This window comes from Luteimonas sp. 100069 (genome assembly GCF_003813845.1).
GTDB classification, from domain to species: Bacteria; Pseudomonadota; Gammaproteobacteria; order Xanthomonadales; family Xanthomonadaceae; genus Luteimonas; species Luteimonas chenhongjianii.
In genome coordinates this window covers 123,701-150,030 of the sequence record NZ_RPFN01000007.1, presented here as the reverse complement: position 1 = coordinate 150,030, position 26,330 = coordinate 123,701, and the positions used below count along the sequence as shown (strand labels likewise).

Genomic DNA, 26,330 nt, shown 5'->3' with positions numbered 1-26,330 from the left:
CCGGCCCCCACGACGCTCAAGCCCCTCTCCCCCCGGGAGAGGGGCTTGGGTGAGGGCAGCCCCCGGCGCAGCGTCCGGCCTCGCAACTCTCAAGCCCCTCTCCCCCCGGGAGAGGGCTTGGGGTGAGGGCCGCCCCCGCCGCAACGTCCGGCCTCGCAACTCTCAAGCCCCTCTCCCTCCGGGAGAGGGGTTGGGGTGAGGGCAGCCCCGGCGCAGCGTCCGGCCCCCCGGACTCTCAAGCCCCTCTCCCAAAGGGAGAGGGGCTCTGCGCGGCGCGGCGCGGGCGGCTCAGCGACGCGGACTTGAAGCCCATCGCCTCTCGCCCCGCGTCCGGCCCCCGCAACTCTCAAGCCCCTCTCCCCCCGGGAGAGGGGTTGGGGTGAGGGCAGCGCCCGGCGCCGCAAAGCTCACACTCCCGTGCCGCCGGAGCAGGGCCGGGAGGCCCAACCAGGCAGCACGCGCGCGGATGCGCACCGTGGGGATGCCAAAGACAGATGCTGCAGGCGCCATCGGCCGCAGCCGACCCGCTGCAATGCAACGAAGCATCCAGCCAACTCCGGCACGCGCACGCGCACGCGCCGTTCCACGAATCTCGCGCTATGCGGCCATCAGCCGCCGCACGATGTCCGGCAGCAGCGTCAGCTCGTCCTTGAACACCAGGGCGTCGCCGACCGGGAGTTCTTCACCCGGCACGCCGATCGCCGAGCCGGTGAGGAACACCACCGGCACATCCGGCAGGGCCGTGCGCGCCATCGCCATGGCCTGGGCGCCGGAGAATCCGGGCAGGTTGACGTCCGAGAGCACCAGCTGCGGCCGGAATTCGCGCAGCAGGTCGGCCAGGCCGGCTTCGCCGTAAGCGCGCCGGCACTCCACGTCCATGCCCGCATCGTGCAGCGCGAGTTCGGTGAGCTCGGCGTCGTCGGGCGAGTCGTCGACGATCAATACCCGCAACGGCGCCGGCCCGGGCATCACTCTTCGACGGGCGTTTCGTTGAGCACGGCCCAGAACTTGCCCAGCGTGCGCACCGCGTCGAAGAACTGGTCCACATCCACCGGCTTGACCACGTAGGCGTTGACGCCGAGGTCCCAGCTGCGCGCCAGGTCGCTCTCTTCGCGCGACGAGGACAGGATCACCACCGGGATGTGCTGCAGCGACTCGTGTTCGCGCAGCTGCTTGAGCACTTCCAGGCCGTCCATGCGCGGCATCTTGATGTCGAGCAGCAGCACCGCGGGATCGCCATTCTTGCGGCCTTCGAACTTGCCCCGGCGCAGCAGGTAGTCCAGCGCGTCCACGCCGTCCTCGACGTGCACGATCGGATTGGCCAGGTGCGCCTCGCGCAGGGCATCGATCGCCATCTCGGCATCGTGCGGGCTGTCCTCGGCGAGGAGGATGGTGCGGATTTCGCTCATGTCAGGATTTTTCCGGGTTTGGAAGAGACGCCGGCGTCATGCGCGGACGCAGGCAGGGTGAAGTGGAACGTGGCGCCTTGGCCCACGGCGGATTCGGCCCAGATACGGCCGCCATGGCGTCCCAGAACGCGCCGCACGCTGGCCAGGCCCACACCGGTGCCGGGGAACTCGGTGGCCGAGTGCAGGCGCTGGAACACGCCGAACAGCTTGCCGGCGTACTGCATGTCGAAGCCGGCGCCGTTGTCGCGGATCAGGAACTCGTAGCCGCCCTCATCGAGACGCTTGCACTCCACCTGGATGCGCGCCGGCTCGACGCCGCTGCTGTACTTGACCGCATTCCCCAGCAGGTTGAGCCACACCTGGCGCAGCATGTTCTCGTCGCCGACGACGATCGGCAGCGGCGCCACCGACCATTCGATGCGGTGCTGGGGATTCTCGGCGTGCGCGTTGCTGTCGAGCATCGCGCGGGTGTCGGCGACCATCGACTGCAGGTCCACGCTCTGCAGGCGCATGGCGTTGCGGCCCAGGCGCGAATACACCAGAAGATCGTCGATCAGCGCGGACATGCGCTTGGCCGAGGAGCCGATGACGCCCAGGTAGTGCCGGGTCTTGTCGTCCGCCTGGTCGCCCAGGTGCCGGCCCAGCTTGTCGGCGAACCCGGCGATATGGCGCAGCGGCGCGCGCAGGTCGTGGGAGACCGAGTAGCTGAAGGCCTCCAGCTCGCGGTTCACGTCCGAAACCTGCTCCACCTTGCCTTCCAGCTGGCGGTTGAGCTCGCGGATCTGGCGTTCGCTGATGGTCTGGGCGGTGATGTCGGACGCGGTGATCAGGGCCACCGCATCGTCGCGGTCGGGCAGCGGCATGCGCCGCGCGTTGAGCAGCATGGTGCGCTCCGCACCGTCGACGGTGGGCTGGGTGAGCCGGTAGTCCCACAGCTCGCGGCCGCGTGCCAGCACGTCATGCAGTCGGCGCAGGGTGTCGGCGTCGTTCCACGCGCCATCGCCGATGTCGGCCAGCTTGCGTCCGCGGACCTGCTCGTCCACCGCGTAGAGCTCGGAGAACGCGGCGTTGTGCATCACCACGCGCTGCTCGGCATCGATCAGCACGATCGGCTCGCGCACGCTGTCGAGCACCGCCGCCGCCCGGCCACTGGCCTGGCTGGCCTGGCGTTCGGCCTCCACGCGCCCCGACTGCTGGCGCACCGCGAAATAGCCGGTTCCCAGCAGCAGCAGCAACTGCACGATCATCGCCGTCCAGCTGGCGAGAGTGGCCTGCTGCGAGGCGCGGGCGGCCGCGTTCTGGCGCTCCGCGAGCAACGTTTCCTCCGCCTCGATGATCTCCTGCACCTGCTGCTGGATCGTATTGAGCATGATCATGTCGTCGATCTGGCGGTTGGTGGCCGCCGGACCGGCGCGCAGCACCGCGTCGATCCGCTCCAGCCGCTGCTCCAGCGCGCTGCGCAGCGCGCCCAGGCGCACCTGCTGCGCCGGATTGTCGCGAGTCAGCTCTACCACGAGATCGAGGTTGGGCATCACCCGGTCGCGGGACTCCTCGATGCGCCGGGTGAGGATGGGGGTGTCGATCCCCCGGCTGCGGGCAACGGCTGCGCCTTCCAGGCTGCGTGCATCCGCCGCCACCCAGTGGATCAGGGTCTCGACCTCGCGGGTGTGCACCACGTCGGCCGTGGCTTCCTCGGCCTCGAGCGTCGCGGCGCGGATGATCAGGAACGGGCCGATCACGATCAGCGCGACCAGCAGCCCGAGCACGGGCATGCGCCAGCGGCTGAAAGGCAGGAGCACAGCGGAGTTCGGCATCGGCAGGTAGGCTCGGGCGCGGGCATTCAGGGCGCGCAATGATGCCGCATGTTCCCCTGAACACGGGATCATGGCCGAGGCCCGGCACGACTGGCAATGGACCGTGCGCCACCGTCGGGTACCCGGTGTCAGCTTTGTTAGAATCGGGGGTCCGATCGACCCCATACACCGCGGCCAAGCGTGCCGCGCCGGAGCGCACATGAATTGGCTGAACGACGTCCTGCAGAACGACCCCGATCCGACCGAAAGCCGTGAGTGGGTCGAGTCGCTCAAAGCGGTCATTGACGCAGGCGGTCCCGAGCGCGCCCATCAGCTGCTGGAGAGCATGGTCGAGCTGACGCGCCGCGCCGGTGCGCACCTGCCGTTCGCCCCGACCACCGAATACGTCAACACCATCCCGGCCCACCTCGAGCCGAAGATGCCGGGCAACGCCGAGCTCGAATGGCGCATCCGCTCGATCATCCGCTGGAACGCGATGGCGATGGTGGTACGCGCCAACCGCAAGCCGGGTGACCTCGGTGGCCATATCGCCAGCTTCGCCTCGAGCGCCACGCTGTATGACGTGGGCTTCAACCACTTCTTCCGCGCGCCGTCGGCCGACCACCCGGGCGATGTCGTCGCAACCCAGGGCCACAGCTCGCCGGGCATCTACGCCCGCTCGTTCCTCGAAGGCCGCTTCACGCAGGACCAGCTCGAACACTTCCGCATGGAAGTCGATGGCCAGGGCATCTCGTCCTATCCGCACCCCTGGCTGATGCCCGATTACTGGCAGGTGCCCACGGTCTCGATGGGCCTGGGCCCGATCGCCGCCATCTACCAGGCGCGCTACTGGAAGTACCTCGAAGCGCGCGGCCTGATGCCCAAGTCCGACCGCAAGGTGTGGTGCTTCATGGGCGACGGCGAGACCGACGAGCCCGAAAGCCTCGGCGCGATCTCGGTCGCGGGCCGTGAGGGCCTCGACAACCTGGTCTTCGTCATCAACTGCAACCTGCAGCGCCTCGACGGCCCGGTGCGCGGCAACGGCAAGATCATCCAGGAACTCGAAGGCGGCTTCCGCGGCGCCGGCTGGAACGTGGTCAAGACCATCTGGGGCAGCTACTGGGATCCGCTTCTTGCCAAGGACAAGGACGGCATGCTCAAGAAGCTGATGATGGAGACCGTCGACGGCGAGTACCAGAACTGCAAGGCCTTCGGCGGCGCGTACACGCGCGAGCACTTCTTCGGCAAATATCCGGAAACCGCCAACCTCGTCGCCAACCTCAGCGACGACGACATCTGGCGCCTCAACCGCGGCGGCCACGATCCGCACAAGGTCTTCGCCGCCTACCAGAACGCCATGGACACCAAGGGCCAGCCCACGGTCATCCTCGCCAAGACGGTCAAGGGCTATGGCCTGGGCAGCGCCGGTGAAGCGCTCAACCCCACCCACAACACCAAGAAGCTCGACGACGAGGCCGTGCGCACCTTCCGCGACCGCTTCAAGATTCCGGTCAGCGACGCGGCGCTCAAGGACGGCGAGATTCCGTTCTATCACCCGGGCAAGGATTCCGAGGAAGTGCAGTACATGCTCGAGCGCCGCCAGGCGCTGGGCGGCTTCCTGCCGCAGCGCCGCCGCAAGAGCACCGAGTCGCTCAAGGCCCCCGAACTCAAGGTGTTCGACCGCCTGATGCAGGACACCGGCGAGCGCAGCATCAGCACCACCATGGCGTTCGTGCAGTCGCTCTCCATCATCCTGCGCGACAAGCAGGTGGGCCCGCGCGTGGTGCCGATCGTCGCCGACGAGGCGCGCACCTTCGGCATGGAAGGCCTGTTCCGCCAGCTGGGCATCTACGCCCCGCAGGGCCAGAAGTACAAGCCGGTCGACCGCGACCAGCTCTCGTACTACCGCGAGGACGCGGCCGGCCAGGTGCTGGAAGAAGGCATCACCGAAGCCGGCGCGTTCGCCAGCTGGATGGCGGCGGCGACGAGCTACAGCACCAACGACGTGCAGATGCTGCCGTTCTACATCTACTACTCGATGTTCGGCTTCCAGCGCATCGGCGACTCCGCCTGGCAGGCCGCCGACATGCGCGCCCGCGGCTTCCTGCTCGGCGCCACCGCCGGCCGCACCACGCTCAACGGCGAAGGCCTGCAGCACGAGGACGGCCACAGCCACCTGCTGGCCGGCGCCATCCCGAACTGCCGCGCCTACGACCCCACCTTCGCCGGCGAAGTGGCCGTGATCCTGCACTACGGCATGCAGCGCATGCTCGACCAGCAGGAAGACGAGTTCTTCTATCTCACCCTGATGAACGAGAACTACAGCCACCCGGCGCTGCCGGAGGGCGCGGCCGAGGGCGTCATCAAGGGCATGTACCTGCTCAAGGACGCCGGCAAGCCCAAGAAGGGCGAGCTGCGCGTGCAGCTGCTGGGCTCGGGCACCATCCTGCGCGAGGCCATCGCCGCCGCCGAGCTGCTGGACAAGGACTTCGGCGTCACCGCCGACATCTGGTCCTGCCCCAGCTTCACCGAGCTGCGTCGCGACGGCTGGGATGCCGAGCGCTGGAACCGCTTCAACCCCGAAGCCAAGATCCCGCGCAAGGCCTACGTCACCCAGCTGCTCGAAGGCCGCCAGGGCCCGGTCATCGCCGCCACGGACTACGTGCGCGCGTTCGCCGACCAGATCCGCGCCTTCGTCCCGGCCACGTACACCGTGCTCGGCACCGACGGCTTCGGCCGCTCCGACACCCGCGCCAACCTGCGCCGTCACTTCGAAGTGGATCGTTACTACATCGCTCAGGCTGCGATCGAGGGCCTGATGAAGGACGGCAAGATGACCGGCAAGGATGTGGCCCGGGCGATCAAGCTGTACAAGATCGATCCGGAGAAGGTGAATCCGGTTGGGGTTTGATTCCAGTCGATGGAATACAAGAAAGGGCGGCCATCTGGCCGCCTTTTTTTTAAGTGAACCTGGCACCGTTCGTTCTGGGGCAATTTCTGTCTCAACGCGCGTGGTGGAAGCAGCCTGCGCGAAAGCCGGCGCCGATGATCCACTTCCTCCGGCTTGTTGCCCCATGCCCTCTCGAGTGCTTAACTCGCAGGTTGGGGGAGCGTGTCAGGGGGACGGAGTGCCAATTCCTGCGTTGACGGTGGACGGATATCTGCCAGCTGGCGAATTCGACTGTGATCTAGGCGAGGTTGAAAACACCTTCGGGATTAATGACCACAGGGTCGGGCTGCTGGACAAGTTCCGGGAGTTCTTGACGTGGCTTCGCGACGATCACGACCTTGACCTTCCTTACTTCGTGGATGGCAGCTACACCACGGCGAAGGATGCTCCGAGTGACATTGATTTCGTGCTTGACCTCACCAATGCCACCGATTCGCAGATTGGCACCGCTTTGACCCTTTTCACGTTCCATCAGGCAGCGATCAAGCACGATTTCAAGGTTGACTTCTGGTTCTTTCACCCAGACGCAGATAAAGACCTAAGACAATTCTTCCAGTACGTCAGAGTCGAGGAATTACAGCAACGACAACTGCCGCCTGATACGCGCAAAGGCATTCTGAGGATTCAGCCATGACCTGGGTTACAGAGGTCCACTCAAAGGCTCATATCCTTCTCGGTCAAATCGAGAATGCTCGCCGCCTTGCTCAACGTTCGGGCGTCGACTCAGACGCGCTCTGCCGCGAGCTGTATCGCAAGGTCGATGAACTTTATGAAACCGAATTCCCGCTTGCCAAGGCGATGGACGAGTCAGACCTTGTTTTCCATCTGGAAGGGCCAGCACTGCGTGACCATACGCCCAAGCTCAAGCTGATCGAAGCGATCTTCTCGAATATTCGGCAGCAGGTGTTCAGCGTTGCCAAGGCGGTCGCGCAGCTTAGAGATGACGCAAACATTTCCGACCAGGATGTTGAACTGTCTTTGTCTGCCTTGGCACCCGGCAGCCTCTATATCGGCATCAAGGCGGAGCCGCCCGAGCGGCACGACGGTCAGCAACACATGCTGGGCGCCGATGACCCGATCCTGCGCGCAACGCGCGAGGCGATGCGATCCATTCGGATCATCAGCAAGTATCTGGACGAAGATTCAATCGAAGCGCGCGAAGAAGTCCCGGATGCGAAGGTGCGTGATGCTGCGTTGGTAGCGGTTGCCCGCCTCGCGCCGACCACGAAGTCGGGTATTGCTCGCGTGACTATTGCCTCGTCCGATGAGAAGCGAAGCGAGGTCGGCTCGCCATTGACTCCGAAGCTGCGCAAGGAACTTCGGCATCAACTTAGGCAGGACAAGACCGGTCCGACCCAGTTTTCTATCCGGGGAGATGTCCGCGAACTTGACCTCGACTTCCGCCGCTTTGAGTTGCGCCGCCTCACCCTTGATCCGACCGCCTCCGTTCGATGCCAGCTTTTGCCAGATGCAATGATCAATCTTGAAACGCTTGCGGGCCGCCACGTCGAGGTTTCCGGCTTTGGCGAAGGGGCGTCTAGCGGAATCCCGAGGATGCTTCGCGTTGTCCGCGTGACAGTCTTCAACGAAATGGGTGTGGCGGAAGATCCCGGCCTATTCGCTTAGGACGGTTAGGGCAGCAGGAGGAATAACGCTGCCAAGTTCACTTCTTAGTGTGGCGTTACAGACTCGTCCCTGCGGCCATGGGCTGAAGGCTAAAGCTTCGGAAGTCCGAGTGCTTCCAGATATCGGAACGTGCGGGATAACGGGGTCAGGTTGGAGTGCCCCGGGTTTCTCGGACAAGTAGCCTAAGGCACATACCCTAGGCGATTTAACTGCTTTTCGTATTGATCGGGCGATTGGTAACCCAGCGCAGAGTGCATGCGGGTGCGGTTGTAGAAGGTCTCGATGTAATCGAACACGGCGAGCCTGGCGGCGTCTCGTGAGGCGAAGGCCTTGTCTGGTACGAGTTCCAGTTTCAGGGTGCTGAAGAAGCTTTCTGCCATCGCATTGTCATAAAGCATGCCCGGCCGGCTCATGCTCAGCACCATGTGTGCTGCCGCCGCTTTCGCACGGTAGCGGGCACTCGTGTACTGGCTGCCGCGATCGTGGTGGAGGATCACATTCGCCGCGGGACGTCGATGGACGATAGCCATCTCCAGGGCGCGTCCGGCCAGGTCGCGGGTCTGTTGCGACGCCATCGCCCAGCCAACGATGCGTCTGCTGCACACGTCCAGGACGGTGGCGAGATAGAGCCAGCCCTCCCGCGTTGGGATGTGCGTGATATCGCCGACCCATACGCGATCGGGAGCAGCGCTTGAGAAGGGCCAATTCAGTCGATTCGGAGCGGCAGGTATACGCGCGTAGGGAGCGCGTGCACGCAGGAAACGCCGGCGTCGAAGCGTGACCACGCCATGTCGACGCCGCAGGCGTGCAACGCGATGCCGCCCGCATGACTCGCCACGATCAATCAGTACGCGCCAAAGGCGGCGCGTTCCATACGCCTGCCGATACTCAATGTGCGTGGCCTGGATCACCAGCGCCAGCCGCGCATCGGCCTCATGGCGTGCACTGGGTACACGGTGTTGCCATGCGTGGAAGCCACTTCGCGACACGCTCAAGGCACGGCACAGCGCAGTCACCGGGTAGGCCGCTTGCTGCGCTTGGATCCAGGCGTACCGCGCGTTGGTGTTTTCGCGAAGTACGCCTCCGCTTTTTTTAAGATCTCGAGCTCCTGCTCGGCTCGCGCCAACGCGCCCCGTAATCGCATCAGCTCGGCTTGCTCCACCGAGCGACGGCCTGAGCCGGGAAATGCCGCCTGCTCGCCATGTGTTTGCACAGCCTGATTCCACTTGTACAAGCGGTTACGCGGAATGCCGAGCTCTCGCGACAACTGGGCGATAGGTTTGCTGCCTACTCGCATCTGCCGCACCGCTTCAAGTTTGAACTCGGCCGTGAACTGCTGACGCTTGACCATGGAACACCTCCGGGACCATTGTCCCCGTTATCAGGTGTCCGAATTAGCCGGGCCACTCCAGGTTCATTTATCGGGATAGGAAGCAGGGCAGATGCGGCCCTCCGAGAAGCGGGGGCCCAGTCGACTGTCCGAAGTCGAGAGGAGCGAGGATGCTTTGTGGAAAGGGGAGTGGTTGGCGTCCCAGATCTTCCGCTCACGGTCAGCGTGCCGGGGCTAGTACAGCGCCGGAGAGACCAGGTCTGAGAGTGGGTCGTCGATCTTCTTGAAGGTGGTCTCGAAGACCGCGTTCCGGTGGTACTCGAGATAGGTCTTCTGCTTTGCATCAAACCCGCCGCAGCGGCGGCCGCTTCTGAGGTCCAAGCCGATCCGGCTAGCGACGTCGGAGGGAAGGTGGGACGAGCGCACAAGCGCTCCGTTGTCCTCGAAGGTGATCCAGCCTCGATCGAACAACAGGTCGGCGTGGGGCGTCAGTAGCAAGCCGTTCGCGCCGTCTACGCGCTCGGTGCCACTGCTGCACTTGGACCAGGGCTTGATATGGCTTGCCCGCAGGAAGCGCAGGTCCGCGACGCCGGTCAGGCGGCATTGCTTCTCCACATTCAGCAGCCTGCGCTTGAACAGTGATTGTTTGACGCGGATCTCCTGCACCTGCTGTGAGACCGTCGTGGACAAATCAATCTCCGGCAGGACGCTGTCTGCAACCTCCTTCTGGAACGGATTGAAGTCGTCCTCGACCGGCTTGAGCTTGAAGACGATGGCTTTGCGTAGCGCGCCACTCGTGTCCGGCACGCCGTGCTCTTCGTAGGCGTGGATGAAACGGAACTCGCCCAGGAATCGGTAGGGCTGGCTCTTGCCTAGGCTCTGGAAGATGAGCAGCATGCGATTGTGGTGCAGATGCTCCCGGATCGCGCGGTTGCCCCGGCTGTCCTGCATGTCCCCAGCCTGGCCCTCGCCGTAGTAGTGAAGGATGTTCTCCCCTCCCTCATACTCCCAGTGGTCCCCGTAGCCATGCTGCGAACCCGCTTCCCCGGTGAAAAGGATCACGAAAGGCGAGTTGTTGGGTGTGGAGATGCCGCCCTGCTGCTGTCCGCCCAGCAGTCCATGGATCTGTTGTCGGCGGTTATAAAGGGCGCCGACTTCGAAAGGCAGGTTTGTGGGCAGCTGCAGCCGAGGCATGCGGCCCAGGATACCGTGCGACTAGGCGATGGGAAGCCCTGCCAGATGCTAGCGGCAGCTGGAAAGCGGTAACGGGGTCAGGTTCTAAGGGTTCCCCACGTTTTTATGACGCCAAGACCATCTGATTGAGGACGGCCGGCGGCAGTGATCGTATGCGGTCCAGCCATCTGGATACGCGATAACGGGGTCAGGTTCACTTATCGGCTCGATTAGGGCGACACTCGCTGCTGGGGTGACCGGCAAGGATGAAGGGCTCATGCGGATCTCGTTGAAGACGGTCGCGTTGCTGCTATGCCTCGTGACGCCGGCCTTGGCCAAGCTTCCGGCCGAGACAGCTTTCGACGAGTGGTTAGACGCATTCAACCGCAACGATCGCACTGTGCTGACCGAGTTCAACGCGCGACGATTCGGCGAACCCGAGCACAACATCGAGTACCTGCTCGACAGCCGCGAAGAGACCGGCGGCCTGGATGTGGTCGCCGTCGAGCGGAGCGCACCATTGGAGTTCGTCGCGTTGACGCAGGAGCGCAGCTTTCCTGTCCAGCGACGCATCACCGTGAAGGTCGAGGACGCTGCGTCGGGGCGTCTGGAACACATCACGCAGGAGCCATCGCAGATTCCGCAGGCGAAAGCGCTGGAAGCATTCGATGTCTTCGCCACGCAATTGGCGGCAGCGGATCGCTTTTCGGGTGTGCTGGTCATCGAGCAGAACGGACAGCGGCTCTACGCCAAGCCGTTCGGACTCGCCAATCGGGAAGACGACACGCCGGTGCAGTTGGACACGCCGTTCCTGTTCGCATCGCAAGGTAAGATGTTCACCGCCGTGGCGGTGCTGCAGCTGGTCGGTGCCGGGAAAGTCGGCCTGGACGATCCCATCGGCAAGTTCCTGCCGGATTACCCCAACAAGGCAATGACGGCCGTCACCATCCGGCAGTTGCTCTCGCATCAGGGCGGCACCGGTGACATCGGCGTGCTGCAACCGGATGAGGGCGCGAACCGCGTCTGGGCGCGTTCCATCGCCGATCTGATCAAGCTCAACGGCGATCGTGCGCCGGCGTTCCCGCCAGGATCGGACTTCGAGTACTCGAACTACGGCTTCCTGCTGCTCGGCACCGTGGTCGAGGCGGTCAGCGGACAGAGCTACTACGACTACGTCGCCGAGCACATCTTCGCGCCGGCCGGCATGACGGCCACGCGCTACCCGACGCTGGAAGAAATGGACGGCGTCGCGCGTGGATACACTCAGGCCGATGACGGCACATTGCTGCCGAGCGCCGATCAGCTGCCATGGCGCGGCACGCCCGCGGGTGGCGGCGTCACCACCGCCGACGACGAAGTGCGATTCGTCGAAGCGCTCAGGGCTGGCAAGCTGATCCCGCTGCCGCTGTTTGAAGAGGCGATCAAGCAGCAAACCGACTGGTACGGCTACGGCTTCATCTCGTCAGGCCCGACCGAGTTCCCGCACTGGGGCCACGGCGGCGGCGCGCCCGGCAACAGCGCCGCGCTTTCGATCTATCCGACCAACGACATGACCATGGTGTGCCTCAGCAACCGCGATCCGCCGGTCTGCGATCGCCTGCTGACGCGGCTGCATTGGCATCTGTCACCTCCAGAGATGCCCCTTGAAGGCGCTGCAGATTGACGCGTAGGCGGCAACTTGCGACGCAGGTTTCTGTGGCGAAGTGTGCTGAGCAAGCTCGGGGACCGATTGGGTTGCGGCTCAGTGCGCCAGGAGCGTCGCACGAAAGCTGACCGGGTCGAGCTCACTTCGAGGAGGCTAACGGTGCCAGGTTCACTTAAGCCGCGACGTCGGCCGCCTGGTTATGTGCCGATTCGGCATGGATGCTTTTGATGTATGACTCGCCTAGCGTGGCGGCCACTCTTGGTGGCTGTGCGAGTCGCGTGTGTTGAATAGGTGGAGGGCCCGGCGTTCGGCCCGAGCAAATTTTGATGGGGAATCGATAGTCAGGTTGGGGGCGTCGATCTACCATGGATATCTAAATGCCGACGCTTTCGGTGAGGACGTTTTTCAGTGCCGCTTCCCTATTTCCGGCCGCTGCTGGCCAGCCTGTTCTGCATCGGACTGGCATTGCTCGCTGTCTCGCCGGCCGCTGCGTCTCCCCCCGAAGCGTCGTTGAAGGTTGTGTTGACGCCGATCGCCGACGACGGCGAGATCGATCGCCTGCAGGTGCGCCTATCGCTCTCTGACCCCGGCATCGCGGCCGGTGACCCCTTGTTGCGCATGCCGGTCGAGCGGGTGTCGACACCCACTGCGGCGTATGCGCCCCAAGACATCCTAGCCACAGATTCACTAGGCGAAATCGCGTTGCGCGCGCATGACGAAGCGCCGACGCCGTCCGGGCAGTTCCGCAACTATGTCGCCACTCGGGCGACACGGGGCGATGTCGAAGTGGTCTATGCGAGCGCGCCGCGCCAGGTCGACGCCCAAACCAGGAACGGTCCGTTGTTCGATCTGCGGTCGCAGACTGGGGGCTTGATGGGCGCGGGCGTCTACTTCATGGCACTCCCGCCAGATGGGGCGCCGCGCCAGATCGAGCTGAGCTGGGATCTGGCCGCGCTGCCAGAGGACGCGCGCGGTGTGTCGAGCTTCGGCGAAGGGGACCAGCGGGTTACTGCTTCGGTCGAGGCGCTCCGTTACGCCTTCTACGCAGTCGGCACTATGCAGCGTGCTCCGGAGGATCCTGCTGCCCGTTTCCATTTCTACTGGATGGACACGCCGCCGTTCGATGCCCCCACGCTCGCTGCCTCGCTTTCGCGTCTGTATGTCTTCATGTCGGCGTTCTTTGAGGACGAAGAGGCCAAGTTCCGTGTTTTCGCGAGAAGCAATCCGCACCCGGGCAGCGGTGGCACCAGTCTGGGGCATTCCTTCATGTTCGGATTCCGCAACGAAGGCCAGAGCGGGGCCACCAACCCCGACGATCTGCTCGCTCACGAAATGGTGCACACCTGGCCGAGGCTGCAGCCTGCCGGCGCCGCAGGCGACACCTATCAGGCCTCCCGCGTGTACTGGTACAACGAAGGCGCTGCGGATTACTACGCGCTTCTGCTGCTTCTGAGGTCGGGAGTGACCAACCAGGATGCGTTCCTGGCGTCGGTCAACAAGCAGTTGGAGGATTACTACGGCAACCCCTTCGTCAATCTGTCGATTGATGACGCCGCTGAGAAAGCATGGACGGACAGCCAAGCCCAGCGCGTCCCATACCTGCGCGGCTTCATCTATCTGATGAACCTCGATGCACAGCTGCGCGAGCGTGGACGCGTTGCGCGCTCGCTGGACACGCTTGTGCTGGATGTCCTCAGGCGCCAGCGCGCGGGTGAGCACGTGGGCCTGTCGGAATGGCGTGCCATGGTCATCGGCGAGCTCGGCGCCGCTGCCGGCGAGGCGCTCGACGCAGTGATGGCTGGTACGCACATCGTTCCCGAGCCTCACGTGTTGGGCTGTTTTCGCGCGGTCCCGGCATCGTACAGTCCATTCGTGCTCGGTTTTGACCCCATGCGTATGGGCGTGGTCAAGGATCTGCAGCCGGACTCCGCTGCCGAGCGCGCAGGTGTTCTCGTAGACGACATCATTGTCGGGTACACGCCCTTGTCGATCGTAAGAAACGACCCTGACGCACGCATGACACTGCAGTTGGAGCGGGCAGGAAAGCCGCTACAGGTCGACTACCTCCCTCGCGGCGCACCAGTTGAATCGTGGCGCATCGAGCCTGCTTCCAAGACCGGGGAGCCGTGCATGCCCTGAGGGGCGGATAGGTGTGTCGGCAGCGTAACGGCCGTAACGGGGTCAGGTTGGACTGCCCTGGGTTTCTCGGACAATGGCGACGTCCCCCCGCAATTGAGTAGCAGGTTGCTTTGGAGTCAGCGCTAACGGGGTCAGGTTCACTTCGAGAAGCGCGGATGGCAGCTGGAGAGGCGAAGCGAAGCCGAAAGAGCCAGCTGGAACTTCATGCAGATTGACCAGATCTAGCGAGGCGCCAGTAGCGGTGTGAGCGTGTCCGGCCTGCCCGCCACCCGGACGAGGTGCGGGTAGCGCAGCGTTCCGCGGTAAGGGATCGCCCGCTCGACGCGTTCGCCGTCCTGCTCGACGAGCAACTGGATGGGTGACCGTTCTGCATCGCGGACCGCGGCCACGAGGCGTGCGCCGTCGAAGGGCTGGCCGTGCACGCTCACGATCCGGGTGCCCGGCGCCAGGCCGGCGGCGAAGGCCGGGCCATTCCAGTTCACCACCCTCACCACGCCCTTGTCGTTCACCGCCAGGCCGATGGAGTAGGACAGGTCGATGACGCCGTCCTCGTCCTGCTGTTGCAGGAAGGCGGCGCTGGGGGTGTCGGTGTAGGCCAGCTGCCAGCCGTGGCGGACCAGGCCCGCCGTGGTGTCGAGCTCTTCATGGACGTCCACCCAGGCGCGCAGTTCGCCCGCCCAGTCGTGCGGGGCGATGGCGGCGAGCGCGGCGCACAGGGATTCGAACGTGTAGGTACGCGCGGGTGCATCGGACGCTGGCACGGCGAAGAACACGCGTGCGAAGTCGTCGAGGCCCTGGCGGCCCTCGCTGCGCTCGCGCAGCAGCGCGTCCACCCACAGCCACAGCAGTACGCCTTCGCGGTAGTAGTCCTTGCGGCGCTGCCAGTCGCGCCAGGGCACGGCCTTCTGCAGCATGAAGGCCGGGTAGCGCACATCGTCCGACAGGCTGCGCCAGGCACGGCCCGGACGGTTGGCGACTTCGGCGGCATCGAGCGCGAGCTGGTCGAGGGTGTCCTGTGGGCTGCGCAGCCCGGCGCGCGCCGCCAGGATGCGGCCCCAAAATTCGGTCTGCCCCTCATAGACCCACAGCAGGCTGCCGCCCTGCGGCACGTTGGGCGTGGGGGTCCACAGATCGGCGGGCACGCGGAAGAGGCCGTTCCAGGCGTGCACCAGCTCGTGCGGGATGATGTCGCGGCCGTTGAGCTGGGCCGGCCAGTCGCGGAAGTAGTTCGATGGCAGCGAAATCTCGCTGGAGCTGCGGTGCTCGGCGCCGCCGGTCGATGCATCGTCCTCCAGTCGCGCCAGGAATTCATAGCGCTCGAAGGGTGCGGGCCCGAAGACCGCGGCGACCTGTTCGAGCATGCGTCCGAGTTCCGCCTTCCGCTCGGGCGGCAGGTCGAGATCCCCGGCGCGGCTGGCCATGAGGTTGAGGGTGATCGGCGCATCGCCCGTGGAGTCGAGCGGGATCCTGCTGAGGTGGCGGGCCGCATGGAGTGGCGAATCGAGCAGGGTGTCGAGCGGAACCGGCGCCAGGTCGATCGTTCCGGCTTGCATGGCCTCGACATCCAGCGACGACACCGGCGCCAGCCCGGGTGGCAGCGTGGCGCTGGGCCTCACCATGAGCTTGCGGGCGTACCAGCCGGCGGGATACAGCACCAGCCGGTGCCATGGCACGACCACCAGGTCAGGGTGCAGCGCGTCGGCGCCCACGATGATCTGGTAGCTCGCCTCGAGCGCTCGTGCGCCAGCGGGAATGTCCAGCTCGAAGGCGTGCGCATCGACCGGGTGGCGCCGCCAGGGCAGCGGCTGGCCATCGGCCGACAGCGAAAGCCCGGCGAGATTGCTGACGCTGAGGCTTGGGCCGTGGCTGGTGGACTCCCAGCGCGGGTACAGCAGCATGGTCGGGCCGGCGGCCTGGACGGGGATGCGCAGGCGCACATTGAAGATCCTGCGCGCGACATCGGTCGCGTCCACATGCAGCTCGACGGTGCCGGCGAACGCGCGGTCGATCGGCTCCGGAATGGGCGCAGCGACCAACGCCTGGACGGGCCGCTCCGGCGTTGTGGCAAGGACTGGATGCGTGGCGCCCAACGCGGCGGCCAGTGCCAGGGCAAGGGCGGCGCCGGGGCCGCACTTCAAGGTGGTGAAGCGGGCAACGGCGGGTCGGTCGGGGGATGGCGGCACGTGGCGGACTCGTAGTCGGGGACTGGGGCTGGAGCGGCGAAGAGTGCGCTGGGTTCCATTCCAGGCTGTGGCGCAGGGCGCCGGCACGCTGCGCAGGTTGCCACTTCCCTGGCGATGACGCTGCAACATGCGCGCGGAGCCGCAGCCCGGGCGAGGGCGGCGTCCAACTGGCGACGAGGGGAGGGCTCACATTGCTCGATTTGGGTGACGCCGAGGACGCCAGTCTTGCCCCGGCTGTCTCAAAGCATCACCAAGAGCGCGATGAGAATGAGCAGCCTGGAGCGGTTGGATTGGCTTGCGGCTCAGCGCGCCAGGAGCGTCGCACGAAAGCTGACCGGATCGAGCCGGCAATGCGCGCCGACCGCGCCCGGCAGCACGAACATGCGCGGCGATTGCCTGAAGTCGAACACGCGGTAGAGATGGAATTGTTCGGCGTGGGCGTCCGAGAACGCCGCCTCGTTCGGCGAGATGAAGAAAGGCGTTTCGGCGAGGTACGCCGTGGTCTTGACCTCGATGTAGCGCTCGCGCCCATCGGTCTCGAACGAGAGGATGTCGTGGCCCAGGCCATCGCCGCGGGTCTGCGAGACATGCTCGACACGATCGGCCAATCCGCGCGCGCCCAGGGCGTGCAGGCGGCGCGCTTCGTACTCCAGCACGAGCGCTTCGCCTGCGAGGCCGAGCGAGCGATTGAGTGCTTCGCGCTGCAGGTAGTCGCGCTTGATCGGCACGACGGTGGACCAGTCCTTCAGCGGCTCGCGAAGTCTGCGTGTCGCGCGCAGCGGCACATCGACGACGAATGCGTCATAGCTGTCGAGCAGCGGTGTTTCCACGGCACTTTGCACGTTTCGCAACGCCGCCTCGTCGAGGACGCGGTCTGCAGCGAGCGCGCGGCCGACCGGGATCACCAGATCGCTCTGGTAGTTGAAGCGGGGCAGATAGCCGCGCAGCTGCGGCGCGTCGTAGACCTCCATGAGCACAGCGCTGATGTTGGCGTGCTTGAACTCGATGGCGCCGCGACTGCGGGCGGGGATCCGGGACTGCAGGCGGCGATTGTGCTCCGCCTTGTTGAGCGTCTGGCCGAGCTCCTGCGTCCTCAGCATCTGGAAGTAGGTGGCGACCGTCGCCTCGATCTCTGCATCGGTCCAGGGAGATCCGGTTTCGCCGTCCACGTTATCCAATGCGCGCGCTCCTGCGGGGTCGCACCAGGATAGCGGGGTCGCCCGCGTGACGCCCTGCAGGGGATGCGCGTCCCCGCTTCCCGCGGCGCACGCCACGCGGCAGAATCGCGGCGAAGGGGAGGGCACATGGACAAGCCGTATTACCTGATCGATTTCGAGAACGTGCAGCCCAAGGCGCTCGATCGTCTCGAGCCGGGGGCATCGCGGATCAAGGTGTTTCTGGGCGCACAGCAAAACAAGGTGATGCTCGACCTGGCGCAGGCGCTGCAGCCATTCGGCACGGATGCGGAGTACATCCAGATCGCCGGCAGCGGGCCTGACGCCGTGGATTTCCATATCGCCTATTACATCGGGTGCCTGTCCGCACGGGAGCCCGGAGCATCGTTCCGGATCGTCTCGAAGGACACCGGTTTCGATCCACTGGTGCGGCATCTGGTGGCGAAGGGCGTCGACTGCAAGCGAGTGCCAGAGCTCGGCCCGGTCTCGAAGTCGGCAGCAGGGGGGCTAGGCGTCAAGAAGCCGGGCGAGGCGAAATCCGTGCCTGCTGCGCCAGTCTCCGCTGCAGCGAAGCCGGCCATCGCAAAGCCGGCCAAGGCGCCGCCCATCAAGATCGTCGTCGATCCACCGGCTCCCACGTCCTTGCCCCAAGTGCAGACGCGTTCCAGTGCCGCGCATGCCAAGTCCGTACTCGCCCTGCTGGCGAAGTCCACGAAGCCGGGCACGGTGTCTGCTTTGCGAGCTTCGATCAGGTCGTGGCTCAAGCCGCTTGACGAGAAGGCCATTGATGCAGTGCTTCAGAGCCTCAAGGACACGCAACGCATCGTGATCGATGGGGCGAAAGTGACATACCCGTCGCGCTGACCTGCGGCCGAGGAATCAGAAGTGCGGGATCGGTTAGTGCGTGCAACGGCTATGCACATCCATTCGGGTGCGTTCTGTCGGGCGTGACTCGGGGGCACGACATATGGGCTATGCACTGTTCGAAATCGCGATGGGCGTGTGCTTCGGGGCGTTCCTGTACGTGCGCTATCGCGACCGCGCGCATCCGGTGCGGGACACGCTGACCGTCGCCGGCATTTTCATCTTGCTGTTGGCGACCTTCCCGCTGTTTTCCGCCGACTGCCGGCTGGCGCTGCAGCACGATGCCGTTGCAGCGCTGTATGGCGCCGAGAGCAGCGCGTGCACCCGACTCGTGCGATCCAGGGCGGGGTTGTCCATCCAGATCGGGCTGACGCTGGCGTCGACGCTCGCCGCCATGGCGACGCTGCTGCACGCACTGCGCCGGAACGGGAGAAGAGGGTCAGGTTCACCTGTCCCTTGATGCGATCGCGCGTTTGCTAAGCGTCTGCGGTCGCGCCAAGCGCTGGGCCTCCGGCGCGGCGGATTGTCCACATGGCCGTCGTCGTCACCGTCGACCACCATCGACAAGACCCATGCCCGCGCGGGCGCGCTGCGTCGCGGCGAGGCTTGATCCTGCCGTGGCACCCGGCTGGAAATCATCGCTAGACTTCGCGGCTTGAGACGCATGAGCCTCCCCCGCCGGGTTGCCGCATTCGCGCTGGCGGCCGCCATCGTCCTGGCCGCCGCGTGGGGCGCCATGGCGCTGTGGTTCCAGTTGCCCGGGCCGGGTCCGGTGCGGGTGGTGGTGGTGCTCGCGTGGTGCCTGCTTGGCGTGGCGGGGCTGGCGGCCTGCATCCGCCGCAGGGAAGGCCGGAGGCGATGGGCCTTGCCTGCGTTCGGGTTCGCCCTGGTCGCGCTCCTGGCGTGGTGGAGCACGCTCACGCCTTCGCACGAGCGCGACTGGGCGGATGACGTCGCCCGTCTGCTGGAGTCCGAGGTCGATGGCAGCAGGGTCACCCTGCGCAACGTGCGCAACTTCGACTGGCGCACGCCCGAGGACTACACGCCGCGCTGGGAAACCCGCGAGTACGACCTGGACCAGCTGGTCTCGGCCGACCTGGTGATGTCGTACTGGATGGGTCCGGCGATCGCGCACACCCTGGTCTCGTTCGGCTTCGCGGACGGGCAGCGCGTGGTCTTCTCGCTCGAGATCCGCAAGGAGCGCGGGGAATCGTTCTCGGCGCTCGGCGGCTTCTTCCGCGAGTTCGAGCAGGTGCTGGTCGCCGCTGACGAAAACGACATCGTGCGTACCCGCAGCAACGCCCGCGGCGAGGATGTCTACCTGTACCGTCTCAACCTGCCGCCCGAGACGCTGCGGGCGCTGTTTGTCGGCTACCTGGACGCGGCTGCCGCGCTTCGCCGCGAGCCTGCGTTCTACAACACGCTGGTCAGCAATTGCACGACGATCATCTTCGAGCTGGCGCGCCGCATCACGCCGGCGATCCCGATGGACTACCGCCTGCTTCTATCCGGCTACTTCGCCCGCTATGCGTACGAGCTGGGCGCGCTCGTGCCGGGCTACAGCTATGAGGAACTGAGGCAGCGCGGTTACATCAACCCGCGCGCCCGCGCCCTGCTGGCGGATGCGGACTCGGCCGAGTTCTCGCGTGCCATCCGCCAGGGCGTGCCCGGGGCGGATGCAGCAGAGCGGGCGCCATGAGCACCGAAGGGCGGAAAAGAGAAGCCCGGTCAAGCGACGCGCGGCGCTAACCAGCAGTACGAAACCCGTGGCACGCCCGGCGATTGCCACGCATCCGCGCGACGCCCTCTCTTCTTTCCAGCCGCATATGACGGATTTCGATTGCGATCGAAAAGGGCCGCGTGCCTGTGAATACGCGACCTGTTTTGTCGCCGCAGTATTCAGCCCGATCGTCTCGGCGACCTAACGTTCGCGGCCTTAAGAGTGGTCCCGGCGTGCCGACAACCTGCGTCTCGAATGGTCCGCCACCCCGCCACATCCAGGCAGGAAGGAGCACGCCAATGGCACGCATGATGAGAGCCGCCGCCTTCATCGAGAAGGGGCGCATCGAACTGGTCGACAAGCCCATCCCCGACGTCGGTCCCAACGACGCGCTGATGCGCATCACCACCACCACGATCTGCGGCACCGACGTCCACATCCTCAAGGGCGAGTATCCGGTCGCGCCGGGGCTCACGATCGGACACGAGCCGGTCGGCGTGATCGAGAAGCTCGGCAGCGCGGTGAAGGGCTACCGCGAAGGGCAGCGGGTGATCGCCGGCGCCATCTGCCCGAACTTCAACAGCTATGCCGCCCAGGACGGCGTGCCCAGCCAGGACGGCAGCTACCTGATTCCCGAAGGCAAGTGCGGCGCGCATGGCTACAAGGCCACCGCGGGCTGGCGTTTCGGCAACTGGATCGACGGCACCCAGGCCGAGTACGTGCTGGTGCCCGACGCCGAGGCCAACCTGGCGCCGATCCCCGACGGACTCACTGACACCCAGGTGCTGATGTGCCCGGACATCATGTCCACCGGCTTCAAGGGCGCGGAGAACGCCAACATCCGCATCGGCGACACCGTGGTGGTGTTCGCGCAGGGGCCGATCGGCCTGTGCGCCACTGCCGGTGCGCGCCTGCTCGGCGCCACCACCATCATCGCCGTGGACGGCAACAACCACCGCCTGGACATCGCCCGGCAGCTGGGCGCGGACGTGGCGCTGAACTTCCGCGAGGTCGACGTGGTGGACGAGGTGATGAAGCTCACCGGGGGCAAGGGCGCCGACGGCTCCATCGAGGCGCTCGGCACCCAGGCCACGTTCGCGCAGGCGATGAAGGTCCTGCGCCCGGGCGGCACGCTGTCGAGTCTGGGCGTGTATTCGGAGGATCTTTCGATCCCGCTGGAGCAGTTTGCCGCGGGCTTGGGCGACCACACCATCCGCACCGCGCTGTGCCCCGGCGGCAAGGAACGCATGCGCCGGCTGATGAACGTGATCGCCGCCAACCGGCTCGACCTGGGCCTCATGGTGACGCACGAACGCGGGCTCGACGACATCGTCGAGGCCTACGACCTGTTCGCCAACCAGCGCGACGGCGTGCTGAAGATCGCGATCATTCCCTGACGATCCCTGGAGCGGCATAGCGGCGAGGCATCGCCTCGCCCTGGGGCCGCTGATGAGGCGCTGCATGGCAAATGGCCGAGCGCGTATGCAGCGCCGTCTCGCGTCGGGGCGAATCCGCTGATGCCGCGCAGCGCTCAGGCCTTGCGCGAGGTGCCCGCCTCGAGGATCGAGACGATCGAGAACAGGGTGAAGCACACCGCGCCCAGGCCCACCAGCACCCGCGACGGGACGAACAGGCCTGATTGGGTCGCCACGGCCTCGGTGAGAAAGGCGGCGAAGAACAGGCAGGACAGGCAGGTGCATACCGGAATCAGCGGCACCCGGTTGGCCAGCGCGAACTCGCGCCGCCAGACTGCAGCCAGCAGGAAGACCTTGGACGAGATGCTGTAGCAGATCAGGCCCAGGCCGATCAGCACGCAGCCCGGGGCAAGCCGTTCGGGCCGGTCGGAACCGAACAGCACGAACAGGCCCCAGACAATCACGAGGCTGCCAAGCAGCAGCACCCACGCCGTCCACAGCCAGCGCTCGCGTGTACCGAACTCGTTGCGCACCTGGCGCGTGACCGTGGACACCAGCGAGATCAGGCAGGCGCAGATTGCCGCCAGCCCCAGCATCACGTGCCCGGCGACGTACTTGGGCGCTTGCGAGGCGTCGCCCAGCAGCACCACTGCCCACACCGCCAGCACGAGCGCGGCGGCCACGGGCACGAAGATCAGCGTCATGGCGATCTCGCGGCCATAGGCGCCCGGCGGAGGCCCGTCCTCGCGACGTCCCGCGCTGTTGACGGGGATCAGGGTGAACACGCTGGATGCCACCGCGACCGTGGTGACGCAGGCGCCGATCAGTGCCACCCCGAACATGATGTGCCCGGCGACAAAGTCCGGCGCCGACGGCCCGCCGCGCACGACCAGGCCCCACACCGCCGTTGCCGTCGCCACGCTGTAGCCCAGGATCGGAAGCAGCACCTTCCAGCGCGGGGCGAAGGTGCCGGTGATCTGGCGGATGATCATTGCCGCGGTCGTGAACAGCGCCACGCAGATGGCGGTGAGCGACATGAGGACGTGCCCGGCGACCCGGTGATCCGCGTCGCTGCCGCCGCTGTAGACGTACCAGCCCAGGCCCAGGCAGACCAGGCCCATCAGCAGCGGGATGGCCCGGAACAGGATGCTGATGCCAAAGTTCATCGCGCGTTCTCCCGGGTCAGGCCACTGGAGTGCAGGGCTCCACGCTATGCCTGCAGGTCCGCCGCGACAAGTGCTTTCAGACGCGGTGACGGCGGCCTGGACGAACCCGATTGCGCGGGCGGGAAGTGACCGCCAGACGGGCTCCGCGCCCCATCAAGAGGAGACATGCCCTGGTAGGCGATGAGATCGTGGTGATCCGCCGCGCATTTTCGCGTCGCGCCTCGATACACCCACATTCTCGACGTTGGTGAGCGACACCGGCACGATCTCGAATCGGTGCACGCGCGGCTGGCGCCGGTCTCGCTCAAGGGTGCGCCGGCAACCCATCGCCATTCTGCCGATCGAGGTAGCCCGAATGCCATCACGGCGCTGCGATGCTTCCGGCCGACGCGTCGGCCATGCCTGGTCTCCTCAGGCGCCAATGTGCGTGCTCGAGCGCCTCGAGGGCCGAATCGCCTCAGGGCCCGGGCGCAGTGCGCACGCCTTTGCGCGGTGGTCGCCGACGTGCCTCGACGGGCGCGTGCTTCATCCGGCCATGGGGCCTCAAGTTCTCGGACTCGCCGCCGCTCTTGTGGAGGCGTCATGGCCCGCCGGTGCGACTGTGACCCGGTCGCTTGGACGGTGTACCGTTCGCCGCCGCGATTTCCCTTCCCGCCGCGGGGTCCTGCTGCAAGCGTTCGCGTGCGGGCAGGCACCTCCGCCCTGGTCCTGTCGAACATCCGATGATCGCCACCCTCCTCGTCGGCATGCTGTGCGTCTACCTGCTGAGCTTCACAGCGATGTTCCTGCTCATCAGCCGGCGCCTGGGCGCCGCGAAGATGGGGACGGACGCATTCGCGATGGGCAATCTGCTGCTCGGGTTCGCGTATGTGCTGCAGTTGCTGGAGGGCCCGGCCGGGTGGAGTTGGATGAGTGTGGTGAATCACTCGTTCACCCTGTGCGCCTTGCTCGCCTACAGCGTGGGTGGTGCGCGCTTCTTTGGTCGTCAGGTGCCGCTGTTGTGGCCACTGATCGGGGTTGCGCTGGGATATGCGCTGGTGCAGTGGATGCTGCATGCACTGTGGGGATCGGTGGCACGCTACGCGGCGTTGTCGGCGACCTGCGCTCTGAGCTTCGCGTGCATGGTGGTGGCCCTGGCGGCGGGGATGCGCAGCTTCGCCCGCGACATGCGCGGGGAGGCCTTGCTGCTCATCGTGCTGATCGGCGGCATCTGCGTGTTGAACGTGCTCAAGCTCGAAAAGCTCCTGGCCGGGGGCCTTCCGGCGTTGCGCATGGATGGCCGGTTCCAGATGGTCTTCTATGTCTACATGTGTTCGCTGGCGACGATCATTCCGCCGGCCATCGTCTGGCTCGTGCTGCGTCGCCTGACAGACACGCTCCGTGGTGTGGCCGCGCACGACCCGCTGACGCAGCTGCTCAACCGTCGTGGTCTCGGCGAGCTGTTGGACGCCAGCTTCCGGCGGCGAAACACCGGTGCGCGCCTACTGCTGGTCGATATCGACCATTTCAAGTGCATCAACGACAACTACGGGCATCACGTGGGCGATGCCGTGCTGTGCGCCGTCGCCGGCATCCTGCGCGGTGCCGTGCGCAAGGACGACGTGGTCTGTCGGATGGGGGGCGAGGAGTTCGCCGCCATCTGCCCGGGGGGCGACGCAGAGACCGCGTTGCGCGTGGCCGAGTGCATACGCAGCAGCGTCGAGTCGGCGGCCATGCTGCAGGGGCCGGGATACGAGGACCTGCGCTGCACCGTTACCGTGGGCATTTCCGAGAGGTTCACCGATCACGCGTCCTGGGAACGGGCAATGCGGGCCGCTGATGCCGCGCTCTACCGCGGCAAGAACGCCGGACGCAACCGCGTGGAATGGGCATTGCCTTCTCATGCTTCGGACCCTGTTCCGACGCTGCAGATGGGCGTGGAGCTCGCGCGCGCCGCGCCATGAGCGCAGGCGCCGAGCGCGCCGTCGATCGTATGCATCGCGCCGGTCACGAAGCCCGCTTCCGGGCCGGCAAGCCGGGCCACCATGCCGGCGACTTCTTCCGGGCGGCCGTGGCGCTTGATCGCCATGAAGCTGTGCATGAGGGCAATAACGGGGTCAGGTGACTTGTTTGCGTCGAAAGTGACGATCGACAACAAGTAATCGGGTCGCGGGCGACCGGTGGCCTGCGCAGCTTCAGCTCGGAATTGACGGGCGGCAAGGGCCGTGTCAATCGCATCGTTCCCACCGCGATCATGCGCGCCACCGTGGCCGGGAAAGAAGGCTTTGGCCGCGCTAGAACACGACGATGGACACATCGCCCGGAAAGTCCACCTGGCTGGCCAGGGCGATGGCATCGTCCATGGTTTCAGGGGCCGTGTGCGATGCAGTCAGCATCTCGTAGGGATCGGTGCCGTCGCCGATGCAGAAGCAGTCGATGGCTTCCACGATGTCCTCTGCGTCGAGGCCAACCACGCCCACGTACTGGACGCCTTCGCGGATCCATTCGGCGACGAGCAGGTCCAATCCTGGTCGAAGGCCGCTCCTGGAGTGCAGAACGATTTTGCGGGTTGCCGGCATGTGGGGCTACACCATGAGCTGAGACGTGTCGTCGAACGGCGACGTTTTTCTGTGAATGCGAAATCCGGGCGGGCGCGTGCCCGGGATCACGGTGCCCGGGATCACGGTGCCCAGGTTCACTTGTTCGGGCGAAGTCAGCTCGCCCGGAATATACAGGCCAGACGACATCGCGCCGGCCCTGTCTCTCCGCGCATCGCACTGCCACCGTCAGCCCTCGTAGCGCAGCGCATCGATCAGCGCCCGCAGCGCAGGCGGCGTCTGTCGCCGGCTCGGGTGGTAGAGATGGCAGCCGGCGAACGGCATGCACCACGCGTCCAGCACCTGCACCAGGCGCCCGGCCGCGATGTCGTCGGCCACGTCCTGTTCCATCTGATAGCCGAGCACCGCGCCGCCGCGCACGGCTGCCAAGGCCACCTCCACGTCGTCGACGACCAGCGGGCCGCGGGTGCGGACGCGGATCTCCTGGCTCTTGTGCGTGAACTCCCACGGCAGCAGGCCGCCGGAGGTCCGCAGGCGGTAGCCGATGCAGGCGTGGTCTTTCAGGTCGTCGGGCGTCTGCGGCGGGGGATGGCGGGCGAAGTACTCCGGCGTGCCCACCACGACGGTGCGCAAGTCGGGGCCGACACGCACGGCGATCATGTCCTGCTCCACGGTGTCGCCGAAGCGGATGCCGGCGTCGAAGCCGGACGCGACGATATCGGTCAGGCCGTTCTCCACCACCACCTCGAGCTGTATGCCGGGGTGGGCGAGCAGAAAGGCAGGTAGCCTGGGCGCCAGCACCCGCTGCGCGACATAGCTGAAGGTGGTGATGCGCAACGCGCCCAGCGGCTGGTCGCGCCAGGCGTCCAGCGCGGTCAGGCCGTCCTCGATGCCGGCAAGTGCCGGGGTGAGCGACTGCAGCAGGCGTTGGCCGGCTTCGGTGGGCGCCACGCTGCGGGTGGTGCGCGCCAGCAGACGCACGCCCAGCCGCGCTTCCAGGCCGCGCATCGCGTGGCTCAGGGCAGAGGGCGAGATCCCCAGTGCGGCGGCGGCGCGGGTGAAGCTGCGCTCGCGGGCCACGGCGGCGAAGGCGAACAGATCGTTGAGCTGGCTGCGCTGCATTGCTGCAGTGTGCTCACAGGCCCATGCGTCCGGCAATGGCTAATCACGCGCGGCCCGGGCTTCTAGGCTGTCGGTCCAGCCCG

At 66.0% G+C, this 26,330-nt stretch carries 21 protein-coding genes and 1 pseudogene; 10 read left to right on the top strand and 12 right to left on the bottom strand.

Features of this window, described 5'->3' with window-relative positions; genetic code table 11:
* Positions 1 to 597: 597 nt before the first annotated feature.
* From EGK76_RS14350 to EGK76_RS14340, 3 genes are read right to left on the bottom strand one after another with little or no spacing between them, the layout of a single operon-like run.
* Positions 598 to 969 carry a response regulator gene (locus EGK76_RS14350; protein WP_123833064.1) on the bottom strand — a complete coding sequence of 124 codons (372 nt, stop codon included), beginning with the start codon at positions 967 to 969 and terminating at the stop codon, positions 598 to 600.
* Complete coding sequence (locus EGK76_RS14345) at positions 969 to 1,409, bottom strand: response regulator (protein WP_096297007.1); 441 nt, start codon at positions 1,407 to 1,409, stop codon at positions 969 to 971. Before EGK76_RS14345 ends, EGK76_RS14350 begins: the two co-directional genes overlap by 1 nt.
* Positions 1,406 to 3,223, bottom strand: coding sequence for an ATP-binding protein (locus tag EGK76_RS14340; RefSeq protein WP_123833063.1), 1,818 nt, complete (start codon positions 3,221 to 3,223; stop codon positions 1,406 to 1,408). The genes EGK76_RS14345 and EGK76_RS14340 overlap by 4 nt, the downstream gene beginning before the upstream one ends.
* 199 nt (positions 3,224 to 3,422) lie before the next feature.
* Here EGK76_RS14340 and aceE point away from each other — a divergent pair, with 199 nt between their 5' ends.
* The 3 genes from aceE (at position 3,423) to EGK76_RS14325 (ending at position 7,778) form a co-directional block, all read left to right on the top strand.
* Positions 3,423 to 6,113 carry a pyruvate dehydrogenase (acetyl-transferring), homodimeric type gene (gene aceE, locus EGK76_RS14335; RefSeq protein WP_096297009.1) on the top strand — a complete coding sequence of 897 codons (2,691 nt, stop codon included), beginning with the start codon at positions 3,423 to 3,425 and terminating at the stop codon, positions 6,111 to 6,113.
* A gap of 238 nt (positions 6,114 to 6,351) precedes the next feature.
* Entirely contained in the window at positions 6,352 to 6,786 is a 435-nt protein-coding gene (locus EGK76_RS14330; protein WP_123833062.1) for a hypothetical protein, read from the top strand.
* On the top strand, positions 6,783 to 7,778 hold the full coding sequence (locus EGK76_RS14325; RefSeq protein WP_123833061.1) for a hypothetical protein: 996 nt from the start codon (positions 6,783 to 6,785) through the stop codon (positions 7,776 to 7,778). Before EGK76_RS14330 ends, EGK76_RS14325 begins: the two co-directional genes overlap by 4 nt.
* A 182-nt stretch (positions 7,779 to 7,960) precedes the next feature.
* On the opposite strand, the gene EGK76_RS14320 is transcribed toward EGK76_RS14325, so the two are convergent.
* The 3 genes from EGK76_RS14320 to EGK76_RS14310 all read right to left on the bottom strand — a co-directional run bounded on the left by EGK76_RS14320 (position 7,961) and on the right by EGK76_RS14310 (position 10,302).
* Positions 7,961 to 8,821, bottom strand: a complete 861-nt coding sequence (locus tag EGK76_RS14320; RefSeq protein ID WP_233580325.1) for an IS3 family transposase — start codon at positions 8,819 to 8,821, stop codon at positions 7,961 to 7,963.
* Positions 8,791 to 9,129, bottom strand: coding sequence for a transposase (locus tag EGK76_RS14315; RefSeq protein ID WP_123833059.1), 339 nt, complete (start codon positions 9,127 to 9,129; stop codon positions 8,791 to 8,793). Before EGK76_RS14315 ends, EGK76_RS14320 begins: the two co-directional genes overlap by 31 nt.
* Before the next feature lie 213 nt (positions 9,130 to 9,342).
* Positions 9,343 to 10,302 (bottom strand): HNH endonuclease, encoded by a 960-nt coding sequence (locus EGK76_RS14310; RefSeq protein WP_123833058.1) that lies wholly within the window; start codon positions 10,300 to 10,302, stop codon positions 9,343 to 9,345.
* 256 nt (positions 10,303 to 10,558) lie between these two features.
* On the opposite strand from EGK76_RS14310, the gene EGK76_RS14305 reads away from it, so the two are divergent.
* Both EGK76_RS14305 and EGK76_RS14300 read left to right on the top strand, forming a co-directional pair.
* A complete protein-coding gene (locus EGK76_RS14305; protein ID WP_123833057.1) occupies positions 10,559 to 11,944 on the top strand; it encodes a serine hydrolase domain-containing protein in 1,386 nt (461 codons plus the stop codon).
* Positions 11,945 to 12,334: 390 nt separating this feature from the next.
* On the top strand, positions 12,335 to 14,065 hold the full coding sequence (locus EGK76_RS14300; protein WP_123833056.1) for a hypothetical protein: 1,731 nt from the start codon (positions 12,335 to 12,337) through the stop codon (positions 14,063 to 14,065).
* A gap of 221 nt (positions 14,066 to 14,286) precedes the next feature.
* Here the strand turns inward: EGK76_RS14300 and EGK76_RS14295 are convergent, their stop codons facing one another.
* Both EGK76_RS14295 and EGK76_RS14290 read right to left on the bottom strand, forming a co-directional pair.
* Positions 14,287 to 16,248 (bottom strand): M61 family peptidase, encoded by a 1,962-nt coding sequence (locus EGK76_RS14295; protein WP_233580321.1) that lies wholly within the window; start codon positions 16,246 to 16,248, stop codon positions 14,287 to 14,289.
* Between the two features lie 302 nt (positions 16,249 to 16,550).
* Positions 16,551 to 17,417, bottom strand: a complete 867-nt coding sequence (locus tag EGK76_RS14290; RefSeq protein WP_233580324.1) for a DUF3883 domain-containing protein — start codon at positions 17,415 to 17,417, stop codon at positions 16,551 to 16,553.
* Between the two features lie 72 nt (positions 17,418 to 17,489).
* On the opposite strand from EGK76_RS14290, the gene EGK76_RS14285 reads away from it, so the two are divergent.
* The 4 genes from EGK76_RS14285 to EGK76_RS14270 all read left to right on the top strand — a co-directional run bounded on the left by EGK76_RS14285 (position 17,490) and on the right by EGK76_RS14270 (position 21,404).
* Positions 17,490 to 18,287, top strand: a complete 798-nt coding sequence (locus tag EGK76_RS14285; RefSeq protein WP_123833055.1) for a PIN domain-containing protein — start codon at positions 17,490 to 17,492, stop codon at positions 18,285 to 18,287.
* Positions 18,288 to 18,390: 103 nt separating this feature from the next.
* Positions 18,391 to 18,747, top strand: coding sequence for a hypothetical protein (locus EGK76_RS14280; RefSeq protein WP_123833054.1), 357 nt, complete (start codon positions 18,391 to 18,393; stop codon positions 18,745 to 18,747).
* A gap of 204 nt (positions 18,748 to 18,951) precedes the next feature.
* Positions 18,952 to 19,986, top strand: coding sequence for a DUF4105 domain-containing protein (locus EGK76_RS14275; RefSeq protein ID WP_123833053.1), 1,035 nt, complete (start codon positions 18,952 to 18,954; stop codon positions 19,984 to 19,986).
* A 332-nt stretch (positions 19,987 to 20,318) separates the two neighbouring features.
* Positions 20,319 to 21,404: an NAD(P)-dependent alcohol dehydrogenase gene (locus EGK76_RS14270; RefSeq protein WP_199730922.1), complete on the top strand. Its 1,086-nt coding sequence runs from the start codon at positions 20,319 to 20,321 to the stop codon at positions 21,402 to 21,404.
* A 134-nt stretch (positions 21,405 to 21,538) separates the two neighbouring features.
* On the opposite strand, the gene EGK76_RS14265 is transcribed toward EGK76_RS14270, so the two are convergent.
* Positions 21,539 to 22,588, bottom strand: coding sequence for a DUF2776 family protein (locus EGK76_RS14265; RefSeq protein ID WP_123833051.1), 1,050 nt, complete (start codon positions 22,586 to 22,588; stop codon positions 21,539 to 21,541).
* Between the two features lie 839 nt (positions 22,589 to 23,427).
* Here EGK76_RS14265 and EGK76_RS14260 point away from each other — a divergent pair.
* A complete protein-coding gene (locus EGK76_RS14260; RefSeq protein ID WP_233580320.1) occupies positions 23,428 to 24,531 on the top strand; it encodes a GGDEF domain-containing protein in 1,104 nt (367 codons plus the stop codon).
* Positions 24,532 to 24,536: 5 nt separating this feature from the next.
* Here EGK76_RS14260 and EGK76_RS14255 read toward each other — a convergent pair.
* The 3 genes and pseudogenes from EGK76_RS14255 to EGK76_RS14245 form a co-directional block, all read right to left on the bottom strand.
* A pseudogene (locus EGK76_RS14255) lies at positions 24,537 to 24,683 on the bottom strand (SDR family oxidoreductase); the annotation flags it as partial.
* 178 nt (positions 24,684 to 24,861) lie between these two features.
* Positions 24,862 to 25,092, bottom strand: a complete 231-nt coding sequence (locus tag EGK76_RS14250) for a hypothetical protein (protein ID WP_233580319.1) — start codon at positions 25,090 to 25,092, stop codon at positions 24,862 to 24,864.
* Positions 25,093 to 25,353: 261 nt separating this feature from the next.
* Positions 25,354 to 26,247: a LysR family transcriptional regulator gene (locus tag EGK76_RS14245; RefSeq protein WP_096297017.1), complete on the bottom strand. Its 894-nt coding sequence runs from the start codon at positions 26,245 to 26,247 to the stop codon at positions 25,354 to 25,356.
* Positions 26,248 to 26,330 lie beyond the last annotated feature (83 nt).

Bases quoted from the DNA above. Each gene is read 5' to 3' on its own strand.
- EGK76_RS14245 (WP_096297017.1), bottom strand. From the start codon at position 26,247: ATGCAGCGCAGCCAGCTCAACGATCTGTTCGCCTTCGCCGCCGTGGCC.
- EGK76_RS14265 (WP_123833051.1), bottom strand. From the start codon at position 22,588: ATGAACTTTGGCATCAGCATCCTGTTCCGGGCCATCCCGCTGCTGATG.
- EGK76_RS14350 (WP_123833064.1), bottom strand. From the start codon at position 969: ATGCCCGGGCCGGCGCCGTTGCGGGTATTGATCGTCGACGACTCGCCC.
- EGK76_RS14315 (WP_123833059.1), bottom strand. From the start codon at position 9,129: ATGGTCAAGCGTCAGCAGTTCACGGCCGAGTTCAAACTTGAAGCGGTG.
- EGK76_RS14345 (WP_096297007.1), bottom strand. From the start codon at position 1,409: ATGAGCGAAATCCGCACCATCCTCCTCGCCGAGGACAGCCCGCACGAT.
- EGK76_RS14280 (WP_123833054.1), top strand. From the start codon at position 18,391: ATGGGCTATGCACTGTTCGAAATCGCGATGGGCGTGTGCTTCGGGGCG.
- EGK76_RS14260 (WP_233580320.1), top strand. From the start codon at position 23,428: ATGGGCAATCTGCTGCTCGGGTTCGCGTATGTGCTGCAGTTGCTGGAG.
- EGK76_RS14275 (WP_123833053.1), top strand. From the start codon at position 18,952: ATGAGCCTCCCCCGCCGGGTTGCCGCATTCGCGCTGGCGGCCGCCATC.
- EGK76_RS14325 (WP_123833061.1), top strand. From the start codon at position 6,783: ATGACCTGGGTTACAGAGGTCCACTCAAAGGCTCATATCCTTCTCGGT.
- EGK76_RS14305 (WP_123833057.1), top strand. From the start codon at position 10,559: ATGCGGATCTCGTTGAAGACGGTCGCGTTGCTGCTATGCCTCGTGACG.
- EGK76_RS14340 (WP_123833063.1), bottom strand. From the start codon at position 3,223: ATGCCGAACTCCGCTGTGCTCCTGCCTTTCAGCCGCTGGCGCATGCCC.
- aceE (WP_096297009.1), top strand. From the start codon at position 3,423: ATGAATTGGCTGAACGACGTCCTGCAGAACGACCCCGATCCGACCGAA.
- EGK76_RS14270 (WP_199730922.1), top strand. From the start codon at position 20,319: ATGAGAGCCGCCGCCTTCATCGAGAAGGGGCGCATCGAACTGGTCGAC.
- EGK76_RS14285 (WP_123833055.1), top strand. From the start codon at position 17,490: ATGCGCGTCCCCGCTTCCCGCGGCGCACGCCACGCGGCAGAATCGCGG.
- EGK76_RS14310 (WP_123833058.1), bottom strand. From the start codon at position 10,302: ATGCCTCGGCTGCAGCTGCCCACAAACCTGCCTTTCGAAGTCGGCGCC.